This window comes from Nocardia callitridis (assembly GCF_039543305.1).
Taxonomy (GTDB): Bacteria; Actinomycetota; Actinomycetes; order Mycobacteriales; family Mycobacteriaceae; genus Nocardia; species Nocardia callitridis.
Map to the genome: position 1 here is coordinate 259,284 of NZ_BAABJM010000003.1, position 22,342 is coordinate 281,625.

22 protein-coding genes are annotated in these 22,342 nt (G+C 67.4%); 7 read left to right on the top strand and 15 right to left on the bottom strand.

Translation table 11 applies throughout. The features are described from left to right. The first annotated feature begins 4 nt into the window (after nt 1–4). On the top strand, nt 5–193 hold the full coding sequence (locus ABEA50_RS18870; RefSeq protein ID WP_345496871.1) for a hypothetical protein: 189 nt from the start codon (nt 5–7) through the stop codon (nt 191–193). 1 nt (nt 194) lies between these two features. On the opposite strand, the gene ABEA50_RS18875 is transcribed toward ABEA50_RS18870, so the two are convergent. Continuing rightward, on the bottom strand, nt 195–854 hold the full coding sequence (locus tag ABEA50_RS18875) for a DUF3043 domain-containing protein (RefSeq protein ID WP_345496872.1): 660 nt from the start codon (nt 852–854) through the stop codon (nt 195–197). A gap of 229 nt (nt 855–1,083) precedes the next feature. Here ABEA50_RS18875 and ABEA50_RS18880 point away from each other — a divergent pair, with 229 nt between their 5' ends. Beyond that, nucleotides 1,084–1,437 carry a HesB/IscA family protein gene (locus ABEA50_RS18880; protein ID WP_345496873.1) on the top strand — a complete coding sequence of 118 codons (354 nt, stop codon included), beginning with the start codon at nt 1,084–1,086 and terminating at the stop codon, nt 1,435–1,437. A gap of 203 nt (nt 1,438–1,640) precedes the next feature. Beyond that, entirely contained in the window at nt 1,641–2,609 is a 969-nt protein-coding gene (locus tag ABEA50_RS18885; RefSeq protein WP_345496874.1) for a carbohydrate kinase family protein, read from the top strand. 69 nt (nt 2,610–2,678) lie between these two features. Here ABEA50_RS18885 and asnB read toward each other — a convergent pair whose 3' ends face one another. Then, nucleotides 2,679–4,640: an asparagine synthase (glutamine-hydrolyzing) gene (gene asnB, locus ABEA50_RS18890; RefSeq protein WP_345496875.1), complete on the bottom strand. Its 1,962-nt coding sequence runs from the start codon at nt 4,638–4,640 to the stop codon at nt 2,679–2,681. 425 nt (nt 4,641–5,065) lie between these two features. On the opposite strand from asnB, the gene ctaC reads away from it, so the two are divergent. Further along, nucleotides 5,066–6,115, top strand: a complete 1,050-nt coding sequence (gene ctaC, locus ABEA50_RS18895) for an aa3-type cytochrome oxidase subunit II (protein WP_345497145.1) — start codon at nt 5,066–5,068, stop codon at nt 6,113–6,115. A 13-nt stretch (nt 6,116–6,128) separates the two neighbouring features. Next, complete coding sequence (locus tag ABEA50_RS18900; protein ID WP_345496876.1) at nt 6,129–6,545, top strand: cytochrome c oxidase subunit 4; 417 nt, start codon at nt 6,129–6,131, stop codon at nt 6,543–6,545. Between the two features lie 108 nt (nt 6,546–6,653). Here ABEA50_RS18900 and ABEA50_RS18905 read toward each other — a convergent pair whose 3' ends face one another. The 13 genes from ABEA50_RS18905 to ABEA50_RS18965 all read right to left on the bottom strand — a co-directional run bounded on the left by ABEA50_RS18905 (nt 6,654) and on the right by ABEA50_RS18965 (nt 19,089). Further along, a complete protein-coding gene (locus tag ABEA50_RS18905; RefSeq protein WP_345496877.1) occupies nt 6,654–7,931 on the bottom strand; it encodes an FAD-binding protein in 1,278 nt (425 codons plus the stop codon). A 52-nt stretch (nt 7,932–7,983) separates the two neighbouring features. After that, nucleotides 7,984–9,525 carry an alkaline phosphatase D family protein gene (locus ABEA50_RS18910; RefSeq protein ID WP_425577671.1) on the bottom strand — a complete coding sequence of 514 codons (1,542 nt, stop codon included), beginning with the start codon at nt 9,523–9,525 and terminating at the stop codon, nt 7,984–7,986. A gap of 411 nt (nt 9,526–9,936) precedes the next feature. Then, nucleotides 9,937–10,668 (bottom strand): lysophospholipid acyltransferase family protein, encoded by a 732-nt coding sequence (locus ABEA50_RS18915; RefSeq protein ID WP_345496879.1) that lies wholly within the window; start codon nt 10,666–10,668, stop codon nt 9,937–9,939. Nucleotides 10,669–10,944: 276 nt separating this feature from the next. After that, nucleotides 10,945–11,919: an ROK family protein gene (locus tag ABEA50_RS18920; RefSeq protein WP_345496880.1), complete on the bottom strand. Its 975-nt coding sequence runs from the start codon at nt 11,917–11,919 to the stop codon at nt 10,945–10,947. Continuing rightward, nucleotides 11,916–12,455 carry a hypothetical protein gene (locus tag ABEA50_RS18925; RefSeq protein WP_345496881.1) on the bottom strand — a complete coding sequence of 180 codons (540 nt, stop codon included), beginning with the start codon at nt 12,453–12,455 and terminating at the stop codon, nt 11,916–11,918. The genes ABEA50_RS18920 and ABEA50_RS18925 overlap by 4 nt, the downstream gene beginning before the upstream one ends. Further along, nucleotides 12,445–13,887, bottom strand: a complete 1,443-nt coding sequence (locus tag ABEA50_RS18930) for an ArsA family ATPase (protein ID WP_345497146.1) — start codon at nt 13,885–13,887, stop codon at nt 12,445–12,447. The genes ABEA50_RS18925 and ABEA50_RS18930 overlap by 11 nt, the downstream gene beginning before the upstream one ends. Then, nucleotides 13,884–14,321: an SRPBCC family protein gene (locus ABEA50_RS18935; RefSeq protein ID WP_345496882.1), complete on the bottom strand. Its 438-nt coding sequence runs from the start codon at nt 14,319–14,321 to the stop codon at nt 13,884–13,886. Before ABEA50_RS18935 ends, ABEA50_RS18930 begins: the two co-directional genes overlap by 4 nt. Nucleotides 14,322–14,360: 39 nt before the next feature. After that, entirely contained in the window at nt 14,361–14,744 is a 384-nt protein-coding gene (locus ABEA50_RS18940) for a polyketide cyclase / dehydrase and lipid transport (protein WP_345496883.1), read from the bottom strand. Next, nucleotides 14,741–14,890, bottom strand: coding sequence for a hypothetical protein (locus tag ABEA50_RS18945; RefSeq protein WP_345496884.1), 150 nt, complete (start codon nt 14,888–14,890; stop codon nt 14,741–14,743). Before ABEA50_RS18945 ends, ABEA50_RS18940 begins: the two co-directional genes overlap by 4 nt. A gap of 29 nt (nt 14,891–14,919) precedes the next feature. Next, complete coding sequence (locus ABEA50_RS18950; RefSeq protein ID WP_345496885.1) at nt 14,920–16,047, bottom strand: glycosyltransferase family 4 protein; 1,128 nt, start codon at nt 16,045–16,047, stop codon at nt 14,920–14,922. 76 nt (nt 16,048–16,123) lie between these two features. Next, nucleotides 16,124–17,137 (bottom strand): hypothetical protein, encoded by a 1,014-nt coding sequence (locus ABEA50_RS18955; RefSeq protein WP_345496886.1) that lies wholly within the window; start codon nt 17,135–17,137, stop codon nt 16,124–16,126. A 6-nt stretch (nt 17,138–17,143) separates the two neighbouring features. Continuing rightward, nucleotides 17,144–18,196 (bottom strand): NlpC/P60 family protein, encoded by a 1,053-nt coding sequence (locus ABEA50_RS18960; protein WP_345496887.1) that lies wholly within the window; start codon nt 18,194–18,196, stop codon nt 17,144–17,146. Between the two features lie 320 nt (nt 18,197–18,516). Then, nucleotides 18,517–19,089, bottom strand: a complete 573-nt coding sequence (locus tag ABEA50_RS18965) for a C40 family peptidase (RefSeq protein WP_345496888.1) — start codon at nt 19,087–19,089, stop codon at nt 18,517–18,519. Nucleotides 19,090–19,713: 624 nt separating this feature from the next. Here ABEA50_RS18965 and ABEA50_RS18970 point away from each other — a divergent pair. Both ABEA50_RS18970 and ABEA50_RS18975 read left to right on the top strand, forming a co-directional pair. After that, entirely contained in the window at nt 19,714–21,921 is a 2,208-nt protein-coding gene (locus ABEA50_RS18970; protein WP_425577661.1) for a DEDD exonuclease domain-containing protein, read from the top strand. A 14-nt stretch (nt 21,922–21,935) separates the two neighbouring features. Beyond that, entirely contained in the window at nt 21,936–22,211 is a 276-nt protein-coding gene (locus ABEA50_RS18975) for an Lrp/AsnC family transcriptional regulator (RefSeq protein WP_345496889.1), read from the top strand. Nucleotides 22,212–22,342: the final 131 nt, after the last annotated feature.

Consider the following 22,342-nt stretch of genomic DNA (forward strand, 5'->3'; position numbering starts at 1 on the left):
TGCCATGCTGAGTTTTCTTATCGCCCTCGTAGTCATCGTCGGCCTCGCGGTTCTGATCGCCAGGATCACCGCCAATTCGACGACGTGGGACCTGATAGCCAGGGCCGGATCATGGGACCTCCTCGATCGCGACACCGAGCGTGTGCGCGCCGAGATCGCCGCCATCGACAGCCACGGCCGCGACCATCGGTAAGTCAGATCGCGTCGCCGGGGCCGACCCTCGGCTTCGGTGCGCGCATCTTGCGGATCTGGGAGGCGCGGACGAAGGCGTACCAGCCGAGCTTGAAGCCGCCGTCGGCGCTGTCGGGGTAGCGCTCCCTGACCCGGTTGTTCACGATCCGGCCGAGCAGCACGCCCTCGGCCATCATGAACACCAGCATCACCAACATCACCAGGGTGACGATCGTTTGCAGGGCGGGTGCCACGAACATCGACAGGATCAGCAGCAACGCCATCGGCATGAACAGCCCGACCAGGTTGCGCCGACCGTCGACGATGTCGCGGACGTAGGCGCGCACCGGACCCTTGTCGCGGGGCAGTAGGTACTTGTCCTCACCGGCGAGCATGCGCGCGCGACGGTCCTGGGAAGCGGCCCTGCGCTGCGCCGAGGCTTCCTTGCGGTCGACTTTGCTGCCTGCCGTCGCCTTCCTTCGAGCGCGCGCTTCCTTGTTGGTGAGCGGGGCGGGGGCCACCGGTCCGCGCCGTTTGCCTTGCGCGTCACGGCGTTTCGGGGTCGGACGGCCCTTACCCGCGGTGTAGGCGACGGGGTCGACAGCCGAATCGCCGTCGGTCACCGCCGTCTCCTCGGCGGAAACGTCGGTGTTGCTGGACTCGCCGCGACGGAACAATTTCACAGTGACCAGGCTATTCGATGGCCCGCGCCGCACGAAACGAGGTCCGATTCGCGGCATTGTCGCTGGGTGATGGCGCGTAGGCTGGGTGAGGTCGGCCGAGCGGAGGAGGCCGTGTACCCCCGACGCGGGGTCGAGTGGCAAGATAGGAATAGCAGACCGACGCGTGGCGTTGACCACCGTGACCCGTGCGCTGTTACGGATCGCCCACCAGGTTCTTCGAGGAGAGTTCATGACTGTGCAGAACGACACCACCGTCGCCCATGGTGTGACGCTGACCGACGCTGCCGCCAGCAAGGCGAAGGCGCTGCTGGACCAGGAGGGTCGCGACGACCTTGCCCTGCGTATCGCGGTACAGCCGGGTGGTTGTGCCGGGCTGCGCTACCAGCTCTTCTTCGACGATCGTTCGCTCGACGGCGACCTGACCGTCGACTTCGAAGGCGTCAGCCTGGCCGTCGACCGGATGAGCGCCCCCTACGTGCAGGGTGCCTCGATCGACTTCGTCGACACCATCGAGAAGCAGGGCTTCACCATCGACAACCCGAACGCGGGCGGCTCCTGCGCCTGCGGCGACTCCTTCAACTGAGTCTTTCTTTTCGCGGGGCGCAGACGGAAATCCCCGCGTAGGACCCGCGACAACCGATCCACAGCTGCTTTGTGAGATCGGTTGTCGCACTTGGTCGGCGTGACAAGAAGTCGGCGGATCTTGATACGGTGAGATCGGGGCATACGCTGTCTCGGTCCCCCTCCTGCCGCCTACTTGGCCTATTTGTCGAAGGGCTCTGCCACGTGTCTATCGCTGTTTCCGCGTCTATCGCGACCGACCATCTCATGCGTTTCCCCGGGCGGTTCGCCGACGCGCTGCTGGCCGACCAGCTCGACCATGTGTCGCTGAGCTTCCTGGTCGACGACCTGCAGATCCGGCGTGGCGGCGTTGCCGGCAACATCGCCTACGCGATGGGTCTGCTCAATCGCGAGCCCCTGTTGGTCGGTGCCGTGGGCGCCGACTTCGCCGAATACCGTGCGTGGTTGGAATCCCACGGCGTCGATGCCTCGGGGGTGTTGGTCTCCGAGCGCGCGCACACCGCACGGTTCGTGTGCACCACCGATGACGACATGGCGCAGATCGCGTCGTTCTACCCCGGTGCGATGAGCGAGGCCCGCGATATCGGTATCGGTGCGCTCGCCGAATCGCACTCGATCGATCTGGTCTTGGTCGGCGCCAACGATCCCGAGGCCATGTTGCGCCACACCGCCGAGTGTCGCGCGCTCGGCATTCCGTTCGCCGCCGATCCTTCTCAGCAGCTCGCCTTGCTCGACGGCGACCAGGCGATGCAGCTGATCGACGGCGCCGCATACCTTTTCACCAACGAGTACGAGTGGGCGCTGCTGCTGCAGAAGACCGGATTGAGCGAGGACGAGGTCGCCAATCGGGTCGGTATCCGGGTGACGACGCTCGGCGCGAACGGCGTGCTCGTCGTCGACGCCGACGGCAACCGGCTCGAGGTCGGCGTGGTTCCAGAGACCGAGAAGGTGGAGCCCACCGGCGTGGGTGACGCGTTCCGTGCCGGTTTCCTCACCGCGCACACCGGTGGCCTGAGCCTGGAGCGTTCGGCGCAGCTGGGCTCATTGGTCGCGGTGCTCGTGCTGGAGACCATGGGAACCCAGGAGTGGACGCTGAACTCCGAGACCGCGTTGGAGCGTCTGGCCGCGGCATACGGCGCGGACGCGGCGGCGGAGATCAAGCCGCTGCTGTAATCGAATGACAGAGCGATCGGGGCACCCACCGAGGTTTCGGTGGGTGCCCCGATCGCGTCAGGTCGAGCGCTACAGGGAGACCGGGTACGTGGGTTCCTGGATCTGCGGCTTGATTCGATCCTCGACGAAGATGCCGTGCCAGATCATGAACACCAGCACGGTCCACAGCCGTCGGCTGTGATCGGAGGTGCCGGTGCGGTGGGCGACGAGCATGTCGCTGATCGCCGCCTTGTCCAACAGATGGTCGGTCTGTGATTCGGCGACCTGCTGCTGGGCCCAGTCGTAGAGCTCGGTGCCGCGCAGCCAGTGGCGCAGCGGGACGGGGAAACCGAGCTTGGCGCGGTGCAGGACATGGCCGGGCACGATGCCTTCCAAGGCTTGGCGCAGCGCGTACTTGGTGGTGTCCTTGGTGATCTTCTGTTCCAGCGGGATACCTCCGGCCACCCGCATGACCTCGCTGTCGAGGAACGGGACCCGCAGTTCCAGCGAGTTGGCCATCGTCATCTTGTCGGCCTTGACGAGGATGTCGCCGCGCAGCCAGGTGAACAGGTCGAGGTGCTGCATGCGCGCGACGGGGTCGAGGTCGCGCGACTGCGCGTAGATCGGCGCGGTGACGTCCTGATGGGTCCATTCGGGCCGGAATTCGCGCAGTACCGCACGCAATTGGGCGTCGTTGAAGCTGCGCGCGTTGCCGTAGTAGCGCTCCTCCAGCGACAAGGAGCCGCGATGCAGCAGGCTCTTGCCCCGGGTGCCCTCGGGAATGCGGTTCGACAGCGCTCCCGCCAGCTTGCGCAGTCCGCGCGGCAGACGCTCGAACGGAGCCAGCGACAACGGTTCGCGATAGATGGTGTACCCGCCGAACAGTTCGTCGGCGCCTTCGCCCGACAGCACCACCTTGACGTGCTTGCGTGCTTCCTTGGCGACGAAGTACAGCGGGACCAACGCGGGATCGGCCACCGGATCGTCCAGGTACCACACGATTTCGGGAAGAGCCTCGGCGAATTCGGTGGGGGAGACGGTCTTGATGATGTGGCGTGCCCCGATCGCCTTCGCGGTCTCGGCTGCCACGTCCGCCTCGGAATAGCCCTCGCGTTCGAAGCAACTGGTGAAGGTGATCAGGTTCGGGTTGTGGCGCATCGCCAGCGCCGCGATGGCGGTGGAGTCGATGCCACCGGACAGGAACGACCCGACCGTGACGTCGGCGCGCATGTGCTTGGCGACCGAATCCTCCAGCGCCTCCGCGATCTCGCGGTAGCGCGCGTCCTCGGTGCCTTCGGCGAAGGGGCGGACCGCGAATCCTGGGGTGAAGTACCGCTTGATCCTCGGGGTCGAGCCCGGCTGCACCGTCGCGAAGCTGCCGGACTCCAGCCGCTGGATGTTCTTGTGCAGCGTCTCGGGTTCCGGCACGTACTGCAACACCGTGTAGTGCTCGACCGCGCGAGGATCGAGGTCGTCGTCCAGGCCGAGCGTTGGCAGCAGTTCCAGCAGGCTCTTCTTCTCGCTGCCGAACGCGGTGCCGTGCGGGCCGGTAGCCAAAAACAGTGGCTTGATGCCGAACGGGTCACGGGCGAGGAACAGTTCGTTGGTCTCGGTGTCCCAGATCGCGAAGGCGAACATGCCGCGCAGCCGGCGCACCGCGTCGGGTCCCCAGTAGTGGTAGGCCGCGACGATCGCCTCGCCGTCGCCCTCGGTGGCGAACATCTCGCCCTCGGGGAATTCCGCGGCGTGCGTCTCGGCGAGGTCGGCGCGCAGTTCGAGGTAGTTGTAGATCTCGCCGTTGAACGCCAATGCGTAGCGCTCACGATTCTCGGCGGGACCCCACCGCAACGGCTGGTGGGAGTGCTCGATGTCGATGATCGACAGGCGGTTGAAGCCGAAGACGAGGTGATCGTCGTGCCAGGTGCCACGCTCGTCCGGCCCTCGGTGGCGCGCACAGTGCAGCGCGTCGTATACCTGGGTCACCACGGTCTCGTAGTCGGACGTGGCCGGTGTCGCCACATCAGATGCCAGGAATCCGAGCAGTCCACACACGGCGTCGGCAACCTCTTTTCTTGGTCGGGGCAATCGCCCGCAACGGGATGAATGACCCACGCAACCGACCCGGCGCGCGGCGAAGGGAAATCTGCTGTCCGAGTATGCCGTACGTCGAGGATTCGCGTTGCGCCCGCAGGCGCTCGATGCGGTTTCGTGGTCTGCGCCCGAGCAATTGGGCGATGTCGCGAGTGTCGAAGCCGACCCAACGCGGAACAGATGGCTCGTTTGGTCTACGCTGCGTAGTACTCAGACCGTTCTCAGGTGGTCGCGTGCGAAGGCGCGCATGACCGGGGGAGGTCGGAAACGTGCTTGGAACGTATCGGCGGGCGGTCGCAGCTCGCGGATGCGCTGTCGGAATGTGTGGCGACCAGGAAGGCGTGAGCGTGGCGCACAAGGCGAGCGAAGAGATCGGGGCACGACCCATTCGGGGTCGGCAGGGCCGGATCCTTCGGCGGGCCGGGCTGGCGGTGTCCTTGGGGATCACCGCGATGCTCGTCTCGGGCTGCTCGATCGACAATGTTTGGCTGCGGTTCGGCTGGCCGTCGGGTATCACCCCGCAGGCCACCCGCATGCGGGAGTTGTGGACCTGGTCGGTGATCGCCGCACTGGTGCTCGGCGTTGTGGTCTGGGGCATGACGTTCTGGACCGTCGCCTTCCACCGCAAGAAGGCCGATTCGCCGGAGTTCCCGAGGCAGACCGCCTACAACGTGCCGCTGGAGCTCGGCCTCACGGTCGCTCCGTTCCTTATCATCGCGGTGCTGTTCTACTTCACCGTCGTCGTGCAGAACTACGTGCACGAGCGGGTACCCGATCCCGACGTCACGGTCGATGTGACCGCGTTCCAGTGGAACTGGAAGTTCGGTTACCGCGATGTCGACCTCAAGGACGGCACGCCGAAGTACAACGGCATCGACACCACCCGCGAGGACGCCAACGCAGGTCAGCTCGAGGAGTACAAGGAGCTGACCAAGGACGGTCACCCGCAGCCGGGTCCCGTGCACGGCAAGCCGGCCAACGACATCCTGTCCTACCTGCACTACGACAAGGTGGAGACGACCGGTTCGAGCAGTGAGATCCCGGTGCTGGTGTTGCCCACCGGTAAGACGATCGAGTTCCAGCTCGCCGCCGCCGATGTGGTGCACGCCTTCTGGGTGCCGGAGTTCCTGTTCAAGCGGGACGTGATGCCCAACCCGAAGGAAAACCACTCGGAGAACATCTTCCAGATCAGCAAGATCGAGAAGGAAGGCGCGTTCGTCGGCCGTTGCGCCGAGATGTGCGGCACCTACCACTCGATGATGAACTTCGAGGTCCGCGCGGTGACGCCGGAGAAGTTCACCACCTACCTCGAGGCGCGCAAGAGCGGCAAGACCAACGCGGAGGCGCTGAGCGCGATCGGTGAGTCGCCGGTGGCCACCTCCACCGTGCCGTTCAACACCGACCGCACCCTGAAGTCCGCGGCAGAGAGCAAGTGAGGACTGATCTGACATGAAGCTCGAAGCGCGAATTTTCGAACTGCTCACGTTCTTCTTCTTCCTCGTCGCGATCGTGTACGCCTTCTTCACCGGCATGTCACGCACGGGCGTCGAATGGGCCGGTACGACCGCCCTGGTGCTCACCGGTGGCTTGTCGCTGATCATCGGCACCTACTTCCGTTTCGTCGCGCGCCGCCTCGACCTGCGTCCCGAGGACTACGAGGAGGCGGAGATCGCCGATGGCACCGGCGATCTCGGCTTCTTCTCGCCCGGCAGCTTCTGGCCCATCCTGCTCGCGGGTGCGGGTTCGATCACCGCGTTGGGGTTGGCGTTCTTCCAGCCGTGGCTGATCGCGGTGGGCGTGATCAGCGTGCTCGCCGCCGCGGGTGGTCTGGTGTTCGAGTACTACCTCGGCCCGGAGAAGCACTGAGCCGAGTGCGTCGCTGATCCTGGATCAGCGCGCGCGGCGAGAGCGAACAACGTAAGGCGCCCCACCGGAATCCGGTGGGGCGCCTTACGTTGTTCGGGGTATTCGGACCTACTCGCCCGACTCGTAGCGCATCGCGTTCTCCGAGCGGCAGATCTCGTCGATGCCCGAGACGATGTCGCGCAACAGCTCCGAGGGCATCGCGGCGGGTCGCAGTCGGCAGGTGAAGGTGATCAGGCCGTAGTCGTCGGCGGCGAGGCCGCGTGCGGTGGCCTCCGCGCGCAGGTAGCGCGAGCGCACGCCGTAGGTCATCGCGGAGATCACCGTGAAGCAGCCGGTGCGTTCGCGATGCGCGGAGAACAGATCGTGCATGCGGTAGAACACCGACCCGTAGCTCGACAGCGGCGCGAACACACCCACCCGGTAGGCGGGTCCGCGTTCGGAGGAACTGAGCGCCGTATCGGCCAGATACTCGGCGTCGCGCAGGGTTTGGATCTTCGGCGCGAACATCACCGCGCCGGCCGCCGCGTTGCGCACCGGGGTGCCCGCGCGTCCGCCCGCCGCCGAAGCGATGGCGCCCAAGGATTTCCGTGCCCGTGACCCGACCTCACGTCGTGCGCGCAACGCCCGGTTGGGCGCGGTGGGGTGCAGGCTCGACCACTGGCCGAACCGGACGGTGCCCAGTTGGACATGTCCCGTGCCGACCGGCCGCGCCACCTTCAGCGGTGCGGTGTCGACCCACCGACCCACCTGGAGCACGGAGCTGCCCGGCCGGGAGATCTCGGAATAGGCGTGCTCGACGAACAAGTCGAAATCGAGGAACCGGTCGGCGTTGGTGCTCAGCCAGGTGTGGTCCTTGTCGATGTCGATCACATCGAGGGTGAGCGCGGTGATGATGCCGGCACGTCCGCCCGCGCACAGAATGCGGTGGAACCGCTCGGTGTGATGGCCGCGTCCACAGGTGCCGATGCGACCGTCGTTGTCGACGTACTCCAGATCGACCACCTGATCGATGAACATGCCGTGCTTGTGCGAGGCCGTGCTGACGCCGCCCACCGACGCGAAGCCGCCCGCGGTGATGTCGCGGTGATCGCCGATCACCGGCAACCCGAGTCCGTGCGCACCAAGGCGCCGGTCCACCTCCGACAGTTTGGCACCCGCCTGCACCCGGACGGTGCGCTTGCCGAGGTTGATGTCGAGCACCTGATCCATCCGGCGCAGCGAGACCACCGTGGGCTGTGCGGGCAGATCGAATCCCTCTTCGTACAACTCGCCGCCGCGTACGGTGAGCTGTTCCGAGCGGCTGCGCGAATCTCGTACCGTGCGAACGACATCGGCGGTGTCGCGGGGCAGATATTCTTCGGCGGAGACAGAATGCGGCGTGCTCATGGGAGCAATGCTAACCACTCTTGGGCCCGCGCGGAGTACCCCGATGCCCGGCTCATCGAGTGCTCGGCGGCAGCCGCTTGCTGAACAGCACCGATCCGCTCGCGTCACACAGATCGACCGTCAATTCGGCGGTCTTCCCGTCGATGCGGACCTCACCGAAATGTTGGAAAGCGTCCAGTGGCGAACTGTTCTGCTCCGGTGGCGCGTGCACGAACACCGCCTCGGGACCGAAGGTGGCGTCGAGCTTGTTGGGGCCGAACGCGCCCGCGTTGAGTGGGCCGGAGACGAACTCCCAGAACTCGTCGAAATCGGTGAACGCCGCGCGCTCGGGCGAATAGTGGTGGGCGGCGGTGTAATGCACGTCCGCGGTCAGCCACACCACACCGCGGACCCGATCGGCCTTGATCGCCGAGAGCACCTGGGCGATCTCGGTCTCGCGGCCCCTCGGCGCGCCAGGGTCGCCGTTGGCGGGGCCCTCCTGCGCGGTGTCACCGTCGGGCACAACGACGCCGAGGGGCAGGTCGTTGGCGACGATCTTCCAGGTGGCCTTCGAATCGCGCAGGCCGTCGATCAACCATCGGGTCTGCGCGGGCCCGAAAATCCGTCCCGTCGGCCCGTTGTCGGCGTCGTTGGTGTCCTTGTAGGTGCGCATGTCGAGCACGAACACGTCCAACAGGGGACCGTAGGAGATCTTGCGATAGATCTTGCCGTCGACCGCCTCGGTCGGCTCGACCGGCATCCACTCGTGAAACGCCTGCCAGGAACGGGTGGACAGCACGTCCATCGAGCGCTCGGTGTAGCCCTTCGAAGCGGCGACGGTGCCGCCGGGATACCAGTTGTTGGTGGTCTCGTGGTCGTCCCACTGCGCCACCTGGGCGACGGAACTGTTGAACCGCAGGTAGTTCTGGTCGGTGAGGTTGTAGGCGTAGTTGCCCCGGAACTGGTCGAGGGTTTGCGCGACAGCGCTTTTCGCCTCGCTCACCACATTGCGCCATACCCGTCCGTCGGGCAGCGTCACCGATTCTTGGAGCGGGCCGTCGGCGTAGATCGAGTCGCCGGAATGCAGGAACAGGTGCGGATCGCGTCCGGCCATGGTGGCGAAGATCCGCATGCCACCGAGATCGGGATTGATGCCGTAGCCCTGGCCGACCACGTCGCCCGACCAGTGCAGCTTGATGTCCGCCGGTGCGGCGGGCGCGGTGCGGAAGACGCCGGTGACGGGTTCGGACGCGGCACCGTCGTCGCCTTCGAGGGTGACCCGGTAGTGGATCTGCTGGCCCGAGGGCAAGCCGTTGACCCGAAGGCGACCCGTCCCGTCGGAATCGGGGGTGAGCAGGGGGCCGGTGAATCGGCGTGCGTCGGTGAACGATTCGGTGGCGGCGGTCTCCACGATCAGGGTGGCCGGCCGGTCGGCGCGCGCCCAGATCAGCGCACCGTCGGCGCGGGGGTCGCCGACCGCGACGCCGTGGGTCAGCGTTGGACGCGCACGTACCAGCGTGGGTCCTTCGCCGGACGCGCACGCCGCGAGCGCGGGAACGGCGACGAGTCCGAGCGCGCCGCCGCGCAGCAGGGTCCGTCGAGCGAGGCCGTGCACCGATCCAGTCATGGCGACCACGGTCGCGCAGCGACCTCAACGCGCGGTGAACGGGTTCGGTCGGTGTGGCCAACAGCGTCAACAGATCAGCTGTTCAACAGGGGTGTGTGACTGCGGATTCGAGAAGCGAGACGACGATCCGTGGTCGTGGGTGATCCTGCGGCGTCCAACGAACCCGGCGTACTCACCCGCGTCGGTCAGCCGGTGCGATTCGCCGGGTGGGGACGGAGACCGAGGACTACCGGCGGGGCCGCACGGACGGTGCGCGATCCGCAGCGGGGAACGCGCCGCACGGAGCGGCGATCCCGTGGATGGGTGCTCGGCGGCGTTGCCTCGGGTGTGCCTCGCGTCCCGTGGAAACAACTGTGCCGCACCGGAATCACGAAATTCTGGTGCGGCAACGGGGAAGAGTCAGCTGGCGGCGGAGTCCATGACGCGGGCCGATGCGGCGGCGGGACGGCTGCCGGACGGCACGCCCTTCTTCAGGCTGGCGGCGTACACGTCGACGTACTCTTGGCCACTGAGCTGCATGAGCACGTACATCACCTCGTCGGTCACCGAACGCTCGACGAAACGGTTACCGCCCATGCCCTCGTAGCGGGAGAAATCGATCGGCGCACCGAAGCGCACGGTCACCTTGCGCCGCCGCCAGCGAAACGGTCCTGGCGGGCTCACTTCGTCGGTGCCGATCACCGCGACCGGGATCACGGGCACACCGGTTTGCAACGCCACGCGCGCCAAGCCCGTCTTGCCCTTGTATAGCCGACCGTCGGGGGAGCGGGTGCCCTCCGGGTACAGGCCGAGGAGACGACCCTGATCCAACAGTCCCTTGGCGGCGTTGAGCGCGTCCTCGGCGGCGTCGGCGCCGCTGCGATCGATCGGGTACTGGCCGGTCGCACTGAAGAAGAACTTCTGCAAACGCCCCTTGAAACCGGGGGTATTGAAGTACTCGGCCTTGGCCAGGTAGTTGATCCGACGCGGGCTCAGCAGCGGCGCGAACAACCAGTCCGCGAAGGAGAGGTGGTTGCCCGCCATGATCGCCGGCCCGTCGGTCGGAATGTTCTCGACCCCTTCGACCGTCGGTCGATTGTAGAGGTGCATGAACGGCCCCAGTAGCACGTGCTTCAGCAGCCAGTAGAACATGACTTCCTTTCCCCTTGGGCCGAGATCATGGCGGTTACCTGCGTCAATCGCCGACTTTACAGGGGGGCGCAGATCACATCCAACCGCTGGGGCGAATCTCACCACACTCTCTCATGTCGACGTCGCCACCACCGACACACCACGCGCGAATTCCGCGCCGCGACACCGGAACGCTGTCCGGTAGCCAGCCGCTGCCAGGCTCGCGACCAGCGGGGTCGCGCGGGTGCGGGCGTCGAAACGCCGCCCAGAATCGTCTTTCGATCGTGATGTGCGAATTCAGCGGTGGGCGACGGCGGCACGGGCGAGGTCGGCGGCGCCGATCATGCCCGCGGCCTCGCCGAGTTGCGTGGTGCGGATGCGGGCCAGCGGACGGTGCCCCGCGCCGGTGAGGGTGCGGGCGTACTCCTCGCGTGCCTCATCGAGAAACAGCCCCGCCGAACTGCTGACCCCACCCGCGACGACAACAAGGTCGGGGTCGAAGATATCGCTCACGAACGCCAGACCGAGGCCGAGCCAGCGCGCGAAGTCCGCCATCACCCGCACGGCGAGTGGGTCGCCGTCCTGTGCGGCGCCGGCGACCCGGCGCCCGGTGAGCGAGCCAGGATCGAGCGCGACCTCCTTGGCGAGCACCGAATGCACCGGGTCGGTCGCCAACAACTCGATCGCGGTATCGGCGAGCGCGGTTCCGCTGCAATATCTTTCCAGGCAGCCACGCTTACCGCACGGACACGATCTGCCCTGCGCCACCACCTGGAGATGACCGAGTTCCGGTGCGACACCGTGCGTGCCGCGATACAGCGTGCCGTCGTTGAGCAAGGCGGCACCGATACCGGTGCCGATCGCCACCATCACCACATTGTGTCCGCCCGCGGCCGCACCGAAGCGGTACTCGGCCCACATCGCGGCATTGGCGTCGTGTTCCAGCAGGACCGGAAGTTCCAGGCGATCGGTGAGTCGTTGTGCCACCGGGGTGTTCTGCCACGGCAGATGCGGCGCGAACCGCACCGTGGAGCGGTCGGCGCTGATGAACCCGGCCACCGCGAGACCAACGGCGCTGATCGGGTGTCGGCGGGCGAGGTCACGAACCGAGCGGTCGAGTGCGTCTTCCAACGCACGCGCCGAATGCGGGGTCGGTGCCTGCACGGTGTCGAGCACCTGGCCGTCGTCATCGATCACCGAGGCACGAATGTTGGTGCCGCCGACGTCGATTCCGACGGTCAGCGCTCGGGTGCCAGCCGCACGGGGGGTCACGGCTTGATCGTCACCGGGATATCGGCATAGCCGGTGCCCGAGCCCTCGCCCGGTGCGTTCTTCTCCTGTGCCGCGGATTTCCGGCGACCGGTGGGGCCCTCGGCGTGCTCGTCGCGCACGGGGGCGACGGGAACGCCAGCGAGCGCCTCGCGCAGCACCGTGACGATCGCGGTGCCGTGATCGGCGAAAGCCGCGAGCAGGTCGTGCTGCTCGCCGCGAATCAGCGCCGCAGCGGCGCACACCGGGCACCAACGGCAACTCGACCATTCGGGACCGCCGTCGGCGGCCGCGCGCCGCAACACCGGCTCGACCCGTTCGAGCACCGCCTCGGCCAACAACTTCAATTCCTCGGCGAACTCGCCGACCGCGTCCATGCCGGGGTCGGCGTCGTCGCCCTCGCCGTGTGGATGCCTCGAATGGTCATGGGCGTAGTCGTTTTCGGTGCCGTCGTGCGCCGAACTCGGCCCCGGTGGGGCGTCGCTCGCGGCACCGGGCACGCGCTCGTCGTCGTAGGGCGGGCGCTCGTCACTGTCCATGTCCGTGACCTTCGCGTGCGTCGGGCCAACTGTGCGGGTCGGGACGGAAGCGCACCAGCAGGCGGCCACGGTCGAGTTCGGCGCCCTCGACCGCGCACCTGCGCAGCACCGGCGCGAGGCGCACGCGGCGTCGTACGCCGTCTGCTCCCACGATCAAATCGTCCTCCACTCGCCCGAGTCGCAGCGTCGCCGGGTCGACGACGGGCAGGTGCATCCGCAGGGTGTACACCGAGTGCAGGCCGCTGCCCGATTCCCAGCGCACCTCGGGCGCGCCGGAATCCGGCACATCCCCCGGCCGATCCTCGTGCACCCGATCCCGTGGCTCCCGGTCGTCGTCGGTCTGGTTGGCGCCAAGCATAAGGGCTCGCACGCTCGAGTCGCCGTCCGACCGTCCGGCACCGGGTTTCGCACTGTCGTCGGACCCGGTGGCGCCGTGCTCGTCCCGCGCGACGCCGTGACAAGACAACCGCGCCAACGAACTCGGGCCGATCGGCTCCCGACCGGTGTGCTCGGCGACAAGCACCCGCACCCCGCACATCGACTCCCGCAGCTGCGCCAACACCTCGAGCTGTTCGGCGCGGCGTTCGGAATACCAACGCACAGCCGGGTTCTCGGCCTCCGCGCGGCTGCTCGGCGGCGGCACCGGCGGCAAGATCTTGTTCACCACCACCGCGTCCAGCCGCAAGCCGAGCAACGCGGCCGCCGAACGCACCCGCGCCGATTCCGCGACCGCGACCTGTTCGGCGACGGTGACCAGACACGCGCCGGTCCTGCGCCGATCGGCGAGCAGATCGCGAACCTCGCCGACCGCCTTGGCGATTCGCTCCACGGTATGGGCCAGCACCGCGGTGCGCAGGTCGGTGCCCGCCACACTCATCGCGCGCGCGTGCGGCGGCCACACCCGGTCGAGGTAGTGCAGCAACGTTTCCGGCGCGGTGACCAGGCGCAGCATGTCGGCCGACGGTGGACAGTCCACCACGATCACATCCCAGTCCGCGTCGGCGGCGAACTGTGCGATCTCCACCAACACCAACAGTTCCTGCACGCCGGGCAGGCCGGTGAGTTCGGCGGGATCCAGTGCGGTGATATCGAATCCGTGCTCGGAGCCGCGATCGACCAGACCGTGCCGATGACCCGCGCCGTGCGACAACGTCGTGACCACTTCGCGGAACCTGTCCTCTAGCAGGGCCAGCGAATCCACCTCGATGACGTCGAGTCCCGGCAATACGCTGGTGATTCCGGTGATCGTGCCGGGATCGTGCGGGAAGTGGAAGCCGAGCGCGTCGCCCAACGAATGGGCCTGATCCACCGACGCGATCAAGACCTTGCTGCCCGCGTGCGCGGCGGCGACGGCGTCGGCGCACGCCAGTGTCGTCTTACCCACCCCACCCTTGCCGAGGAAAAGCTCGACGCGGGTTCGGTGCGCGGTCAGCCCTCGACCCGTTTCTTCAGTTCCTTCAGCGCGGTATCGGTGATCACCTTCTCGGCCTTGCGCTTGAACATGCCGATCATCGGGATGTTCAGGTCGACGGTGAGGGTATAGACCACCTCGGTGCTGCCGTCGGGCTGTTCACTCAGCTCGTAGCTGCCGTCCTGGCCCTTCTGCAACTCACCGCTGAGCAGGGTCCAGCTCACCGCTTTGGCGTCCGGCCGCCAGGTGTAGGACAGGGTGTAGCTGTCCTTGACCACGCCCGCGTCCAGTACGAAGCGCGCGGTATGTGCGCGGCCGTCGGCGTCTTTGTCGAGTACCTCAACGGACTTCGCTGCCGACACCCACTCCGGGTACGACTCCAGGTCGGCGATGACGGACATCACCTGCTGCGTCGTGGCCTCGATGATGATCGACCTCTGGGTCTTGTCGGCCATGGCGGGCGGTGCTTCCTTTCAGCGTCGGTGCCGGTCGGCTCACGACACGGCGGCCGGTGCGACACCGGCGGGACGATCGGCCTCCAGCCGGTCCTTGATTTCGAACGACATATTCTTGCCCGCGAGCCTGCGCGCCTTGATCGCGGCGGCGAGGCGGCCTGGAGCGAGTGCGGAACGCGGCTCGGCATGCAGGAAGTAGTGCAGGATCACCCCGTCCAGCGACGGCTGCAACCACACTTCCATGGTTCCGGTCAGCGCGCCCGTGACCGTCCAGCGAATTCCCTTGTCGGCCCGGTCTTCCCGCACCTCCAGGTCGAGATCCGGCCACCAACGGCGCCAATTGTTCGGCCCGGCCAGCACTTCGGCGACAGCGGCGCCCGAGGCGGCCACGAACGTCTGGTCCGCGATCTGGAAACTACTCATGGGTGCACCTCGTCGTGACCTCGTTCGCCGGTGGTGACCTCGCCGTGCACGTGCTGGCCACGATCGAGGTCGACAGGGCTGGAATCGCTCGGGTCGATTTTTCTGGGGTTGAGTCTGCTGGGGTAGAACTTGCTGCGTTGCCGCACAATGGCGAGCCTAATGGATGGGTCCGACATCACCGCAGCAGCTGCCGCAGCCGGGCACCGAGGCTGTCCCAGCGCCACTGTCGCTCGACGAACGCGCGCCCCGCTCTGCCCATCTCGGCCGCCTTGTCGCGGTCGGACAGGATCGCCACCAGCGCGTCCGTGATCTCCCGCGTCGAGCGTCCGTCGACCACCGCGCCGGTCTTGCCCTCGATCACCGTCTCCGGTGCGCCACCCGAGCGTCCGGCGACCACAGGAACACCCGATGCGGACGCCTCCAGATACACGATGCCGAGGCCCTCCACATCCAGTCCCGCACCCCTGGTCCTGCACGGCATAGCGAACACGTCGGCGAGCGTGTGGTGTGCGGCCAACTCACCGGAGGGCACCCGACCGGTGAAGACCACGGCGTCATCGAGGCCGAGCGAACTGGCCAAACCGCGCAACTTCTGCTCATACGGGCCGCCACCGGCCACCACCAGCACCGCGCCGTCGACACGCTCGCGGATCTCGCGCATCGCGACGATCAGCGCGTCCTGCCCCTTGCGTGGCACCAAACGGGACAGGCACAGAATCGTCGGCCGATCGCCGAGGCCGTAGCGCGCACGCAGCTCCGCGCGCGCGGACTGGTCGGGGCGGAAGGCCTCGGTGTCGACGCCGGGCGGCAGATATTCCAGCGCCGCGTTCGGGCCGAACGCGGCGGCGAATCTGCGCCGGGTGTATTTGCTGACGTAGGTCACCACATCGGTGTGCTCGCCGATACCGCGCAGCGACTGCCGTGCGCCCGGCAGCATCGACCAGCCGACCTCATGACCGTGTGTGCTCGCGAGAATGCGCTGCGCGCCCGCCCTGCGCAGCAGGGGCGACATCAATGCCAGCGGTGCGGCCGCGCCGAACCACACCGTGTCGCAGTCCTCCGAACGCAGCAACCGCGCCGCCCTGCGCACCACGGCGGGCGAGGGCAGCATGAGCGTCGTCGGGTGGCGGACCACCTGGAACTTCTGCCTGGCATCGAACTTCACATGACTGTCACCGCGCCACCGTGGCGCGTAGACCACCAGATCCTCCGGCACCAGTTCCGCGCTCAGTGCTTGCAGGTAGGACTGGATACCGCCCGGCCGAGGCGGGAAATCATTGGTCACCAGCAGTGTTCGGGCCATGGGCAACAACCTACTTGGTTCGCGACCGGTGCGCCGGTGCGGACGGGGGAAGCGGTGGCGCTCGCGCACCGGGGCGTCAAATCTGTTGTGTCGCCAGCCAATCACGCCACCCGTCGACCAGTTCGTCGCGGCCGGCACCGAGCACCTCGCGCAGTGCGGTCTCCAGGCTCGCCGCGTCCTGCCGCGAGCCCGCGATCCGCCGATACGCCTCGACCAGCCGGGGCTGGCCGTAAGTCGCGGCGACATACGCGCACACCGACCACGCCTGCTCGTAGGCGAACGCGGCATCATGGCCGGTGAACAGCGCGTCCGCGGGCAGATCGGTAGGCAGGTCTTCGGCACGGATATGGGACGCGACGGTCGGTGCGATGGACCCGAAGGTGCGGGGGCGATCGTGGTAGGCGGTGTAGTCGGCGAAGCCCTCCAACATCCACATCGGCGCGCCGTCGACCGTGCGTGCGCGGGCGGCGATGTGGGTCAATTCGTGACGAAGCAGCGTGACCATGCCGTCGCGGTCCAGCCGATCACCCGCGTCGGGACTGAAGACGATGCGCTGACCCGTCGGACGCATACCGGGGGCGAACGGGTCGGCCACCGACGCGGCCGCAACCTCGGTGGGCAGCGTCGGCGAATGCAGTAGCGCGGCGAACTCCGAGGGTGACGACGCGACCGCGACGAGGGTCGAGCGCGCCCACTCGGTGCCCCACACCGACTCCACCGCGGCCACGGCGGCGGGAAGTTCCGCGGCGAGGGTGTCCATTTCGGCGCTGTGGTCGTCGTGGCCGACCACCAGCGAGGTGCGACCGTTGTCGGCGAGCGCCGAGCGAGCCAGGATCTCGCCGAACGGTTCCATCGTCCTGCGGACCTCGGTGACGCGTGAGTCGGTGGCGGCCGCGCGATCAGCCGAGGCCGACCGTGCCGAATCCGAGTGTGGTGCGCCCGATTCCGGTATCAGCAGCAGCGCCGCGCACAGGCCGAGTACCAGCAATACCGTCACCGTGACGACGACACCGAACCGGGTGGGTCGCAGACGCCGCCGCGCGCCGGAGGTCTTGGCGGGGGATTCGGGTCGCTCGTGGAGGTCCGGCACGGCCGGCTAGAAGCGCCTGGCCGAGTGGAACGGGGTCGAACTCACCGGCGCCACACCCACGGGAACACCGAAGGTGGAGGCGTGCAACATGAGTCCGTTGCCCGCGTAGATCCCGACGTGCGAGACCTCCGAGTAGAAGAACACCACATCGCCCGCCTGCATGTCTTCCTTGGCGACGGGGGTGCCGTAGGTCGACTGCGCCTCACTGGTGCGCGGCACGTCCTTGCCGACCTGTTTGAACGCCCATTGCACAAGACCCGAGCAGTCGAACTGGTCCGGCCCGGTCGCACCCCACACGTAGGGGTCGCCGACGCGGGTGAGTCCGGCGGCCAACGCGCTTGTGCCACTACCGGGTACGAGCCCCTGTAACAGGCTGTCACGGTCGAAACCGGGCGGGAACGGCGAGCCGACGAGCGCCGACCGGTCGGTGGCCGACAGGCCGCTCCACGCCTCGACCACCTTGGCGGTGGAGTCGCTGAGCTCGGCCTGCTTGCGTTGTACGTCCGCGCGTACGGCATCGGCCTGATCGGCGGCCGAACGCGCGGCGTCGGCGGCGGCGCGTGCCACCGATTCCGCACTGGTGGCAGCATCGGTGGCCTGCTTGTACAGCTTCAGCTGATCGGCGGTCTGCTCCGAAAGCACGTCCAGCGTGGACATTTGGTCGAGCAGCTGCTGCGGTGAGTCGCTGACCAGCACGGCGAACAACCGGTTGGTACGCGCGCCCTGATAGGCGGCGATCGCGGTGCGATCGACCACCGGCTGATACTTGCGCACCTCGTCGCGGGCGCGGTCGACGACACCGGTGGCGGCGGCGAGCTTGTCTTCGGCGTCGTGCTGCACGCCGAGTTTCGCTTCGAGGTCGGCCTGTGCGCCGAGCGCCTGCTCGTTGAGCTGTTCGGACTGGCGCGACATGTCGATCATCTGCTGCACCGCGTCGCTGGCGGTGGTGGGCAGTGGTTCGGGATCGGCACCCGCGGGTGATCCGCCGCACACGGCGGTGGCGACGACTCCCGCCACCACTACGCCGCGCACCAGACGGTTCAGCACGAAACGATCCATGCGATGACTCCGGTGTGCTGCCACAGCGTGCCGTGCCCCGTTTCTGTCTATGATGCGAACTTTCGACCGTGATCGCGGACGACCGTCGGCCGGATTGGACCGGGTGACCGATCACCTCCGGAAGAACGCGGGTTTGTCACGTGCGCACTCCGGGTAATCCACGAATATCTCGGTGAGATTACGGACGGCGTCGGTCGGTGTCCAGTAGAGCACGAAACGATCACGCACACCATCCGGAGTACGGATCGTCCCGTGCCCTCAGCTCGGCTTTCGCGGTGATTCGTCGGGTTCGAGCGATTTTTCCGCTCGGTCGGACCGGCTCAGAAGCGTCGCGCACCCGCGACCGGCATCGAGGAGATCGGCGCCACCTGCACGGGGGTGCCCGAGGTGCTCGCGTGCACCACATTTCCGTCACCGGCGTACAGGCCGGAGTGGCCGCCGCCGTAGAACGAGACCACGTCGCCCGGCTGTAGATCGTCCATCGACACCGGGGAACCGGCGGCGAGTTGCGACTCGCTGGTGCGCGGGAGGTCCATGCCCGCCTGCTCGTAGGACCACTTGACCAGGCCGGAGCAGTCGAAGGCGTTCGGGCCCGCGGCGCCGTAGACGTACGGCGCGCCGACCTTGCTCATCGCGGCGTCGAGCGCGACATCGCCGAGCGTCTTCTGCGGCGCGACGAAGGGCAGCGGGCCCTGGCCCGGCACCTCGATGCCGGGAATGCCCTGCGGAATCTGAACCTCGTCGGGGATCTCGAACGTTCCGACGCCGGGGATGTTCACCGGCTGGGCCGACGCGGGGGCGGCCGGAATGAGAAACGCGCCGAGGGTGGCAGCGCCGACGGCGCCGGCGGCGGCAGCGCGTTGTGCGTGTCGCTTGACGGTGTTGCTCGCCATGATGCGGTACTCCCAATCTGCCTCACGGCGCCGCACCCGGTGCGCGGCGGACGGGACTGCGACACCGTGCGGTGTCCGGACTCCGTGAGGTCTCGAAGAGATTACGAATACATCACGGTGGTTTGTAAAGGGCCGGTATTCGGAATGGCATGCGACTGGACAATTCGGAAATACCGGGTGTGATATATATCGCAACAATAACGAGTAGATAACGAACGAAGTTATTCGATGAATTCCTGCGGCTGACCGAGGATTGTCCGCGTGGGCGATTTTCGGGGCCCGTGGCATGTGGTGCGGATATAACGCCAGGTATGCGTGACGTACCGGCCGGTCGGCTCGCGCGGTCGGCCGTGGCGGAGGGGTGGGAGCCGGTGGTCGCCCGATGATCTTGGCGCCCGCCCGAACTCCTCCCGTCGCCGCGATCCATGATGTGCAAAACGAATGACGGTGACCTGTGTCACCAAAATGTGTTCGGTGGGGGTCAATGGGTAACCGCGCGTGAATCACCTCTCGGTAATTCACGCGTTTCCGAGATGTTTCCGCGCGGCCATCGCGCGTGCCCCCGATGCCGGTTGCCCGTCAGGTCACGGCACTCTGTCGGACCCCGCACCTACGCTGCTCGCCGTGTCAGTTCCCGTGTCGCGCAAGGCCGTCGCCGAGCAGCTGGTTTTCGATGACCTCGACACGCCCCTCTACGACACCACTTTCGTCGTTGTCGACCTGGAAACCACCGGGACCAGCCCGAATTCCGACGCGATCACCGAAATCGGCGCGGTGAAGGTGCGCGGAGGGGAAGTGCTCGGCGAGTTCGCCACCCTGGTGAATCCCGGCCGCGCCATCCCGCCGCAGATCGTGCAGATCACCGGAATCACCACCGCGATGGTCTACGACGCGCCGCCCATCGATGAGGTACTGCCCGCTTTCCTCGAGTTCGCCGCCGGTGCGGTCCTCGTCGCGCACAACGCACGCTTCGACATGGGATTTCTGCGCGCGGCCGCCACCGCCACGGCGGTGGCGTGGCCCGCGGCGACCGTGGTCTGCACCGTGAAACTGGCGCGCCGAGTGCTCGGCAAGGACGAGGCGCCCTCGGTGCGCCTGGGCATGCTCGCGCAAATCCTGGGTGCGAGCACCCGCCCCACCCACCGTGCGCTCGACGACGCACGCGCCACCGTCGACGTGCTGCACGCGCTGATCGGGCGGGTCGGAAACCAAGGCGTGCACAGTCTTACCGAACTCGTCGACTATCTCCCCGACGTCACCCCGCGCCAACGCGCCAAACGCTTTCTCGCCGCCGACCTGCCCGCGCTGCCCGGCGTCTATCTGTTTCGTGGTCCCTCCGACGAAGTGCTCTACATCGGCACCGCCGTGAATCTGCGCCGCCGCGTGCGCACGTACTTCACCGGGTCGGAGACCAGAGGACGGATGAAGGAGATGGTCGCGCTCGCCCAGCGGGTCGACCATGTGGTGTGCGCGCACGCGCTGGAAGCGGGGGTGCGGGAGCTGCGGCTGCTCGTCGCGCACACGCCGCCGTACAACCGGCGGTCGAAATTTCCCCAGCGCTCCTGGTGGCTCACCCTTACCGCCGAACCGTTTCCCCGATTCGCTGTCGTCCGTACGCCGAACCGGGACGCCCTCGGCCCCTTCAATTCTCGCAACGATGCCGCCGAGATCGGTGCTTTCGTCGCCGAATACACCGGGTTGCGCACCTGTACGACCCGACTGGCACGCACCGGACGCCATGAATGCCCGCCGGTCCCGGTGGGTGGGTGCCCCGCCGCGGCAACGGAATCGACCGATGCGCAGACCTACGCCTCGGCGCCCGCACTGGTCCGCGACCTGTTCAGCGGACGATCGGACGCGACGCTGCGCACCGTGCTCGACCGCATCGACGCCTCGGCGCGCGCGGAACATTTCGAGGCCGCCGCACGGTTGCGTGACCGCGCTCGGGCCGTGGTTCGCGCACTGCACCGCAGCCAACGACTCGCCGCGATCGCACGTATCGCCGAATTGGTCGCCGCACACCCCGACGGCGCTGGCGGCTGGGAATTCGCGGTGATTCGCTACGGCCGCTTGGCTTCCGCTGGCGTCGCGGTACGCGGCATACCCCCGATGCCCGTCGTAGAACAGCTCGTCGCCGCCGCTGAGACCGTGATTCCAGTAGGAGGACTCGCTGCCGAGGTGCCCGTTGGCGGGACCTCGGCTGTTGCGGCGCGCGCTGAGGTGGAGACTTCGACGAACAATGCGGTGAATGGAGCGACAGATGTGGAACACCTGGCTGCACATGTGGATCAAGCGGCAGCAACGGCTCGACCAGTTGGACGAAATCGATCGGAAACTGGATCAGGAAGAGCAGGAGCAGTGGGAGAGGGAAGAGCGGGAGCAGTGGGAGAGGGAGGAGCAGGAGCAGCGGGAGCAGTGGGAGCAGTGGGAGCAGTGGGAGCAGTGGGAGCAGTGGGAGCGGGAGGGGCAGGAAAAGCGGGCGCAGTGGGAGAGGGAGGAGCAGGAGCAGTGGGAGCAGTGGGAGCGGGAGGAGCGGGAGGAGCGGGAGGAGCGGGAAGAGCGGGAAGAGCGGGAAGAGCGGGAAGAGCGGGAAGAGCGGGAGTGGGAGAGCCGGTGGTAGGTGATGTGCCGCCGTTGCGGGGTGCCTCCCCCGAGGAAGTGGCGGTGATCGCGCGGTGGTTGGCCAGGCCGGGTGTGCGCATCGTGCGCACGAGCGAGGGCTATCACGAGCCCTGTCACGGGGCGGCCCGCTGGCTGGCGTGGGCCGAACGAGCCGACGCGGCGGCACACGCCCGGTACGCCGAAGACGAATACTTGCAGCACTCGGGCTGACCTAGGCTGACGGCATGATTACCGCGATCGTGCTGATCCACGCCGACAACGGCCGCATCCCCGAGACCGCACAGGCCGTTGCCGACACCGAGGGCGTCACCGAGGTGTACTCCTGCGCGGGCGACGTCGACCTGATCGCGATCGTGCGGGTGCGCGACCACGAACAGATCGCCGAGGTGGTCACCGGGCGTATCGACAAGACCCCCGGCGTCGCACGCACCACCACCCACATCGCGTTCAAGTCGTATTCGAGCGCCGAGGTGGAGGCGGGATTCTCGTTGGGGGAGTAGCGACAACCGCACCCGCGTCGGCCGGTCCCGATCGCTTGTCGGCCCGGCGGACCGACCAGGTCGGCGGCGGCGCCGGACAGCCTCCGGTGCCAGGCGGCTTTCTCGCCGGGACCAGCACCACCATCAGTGCC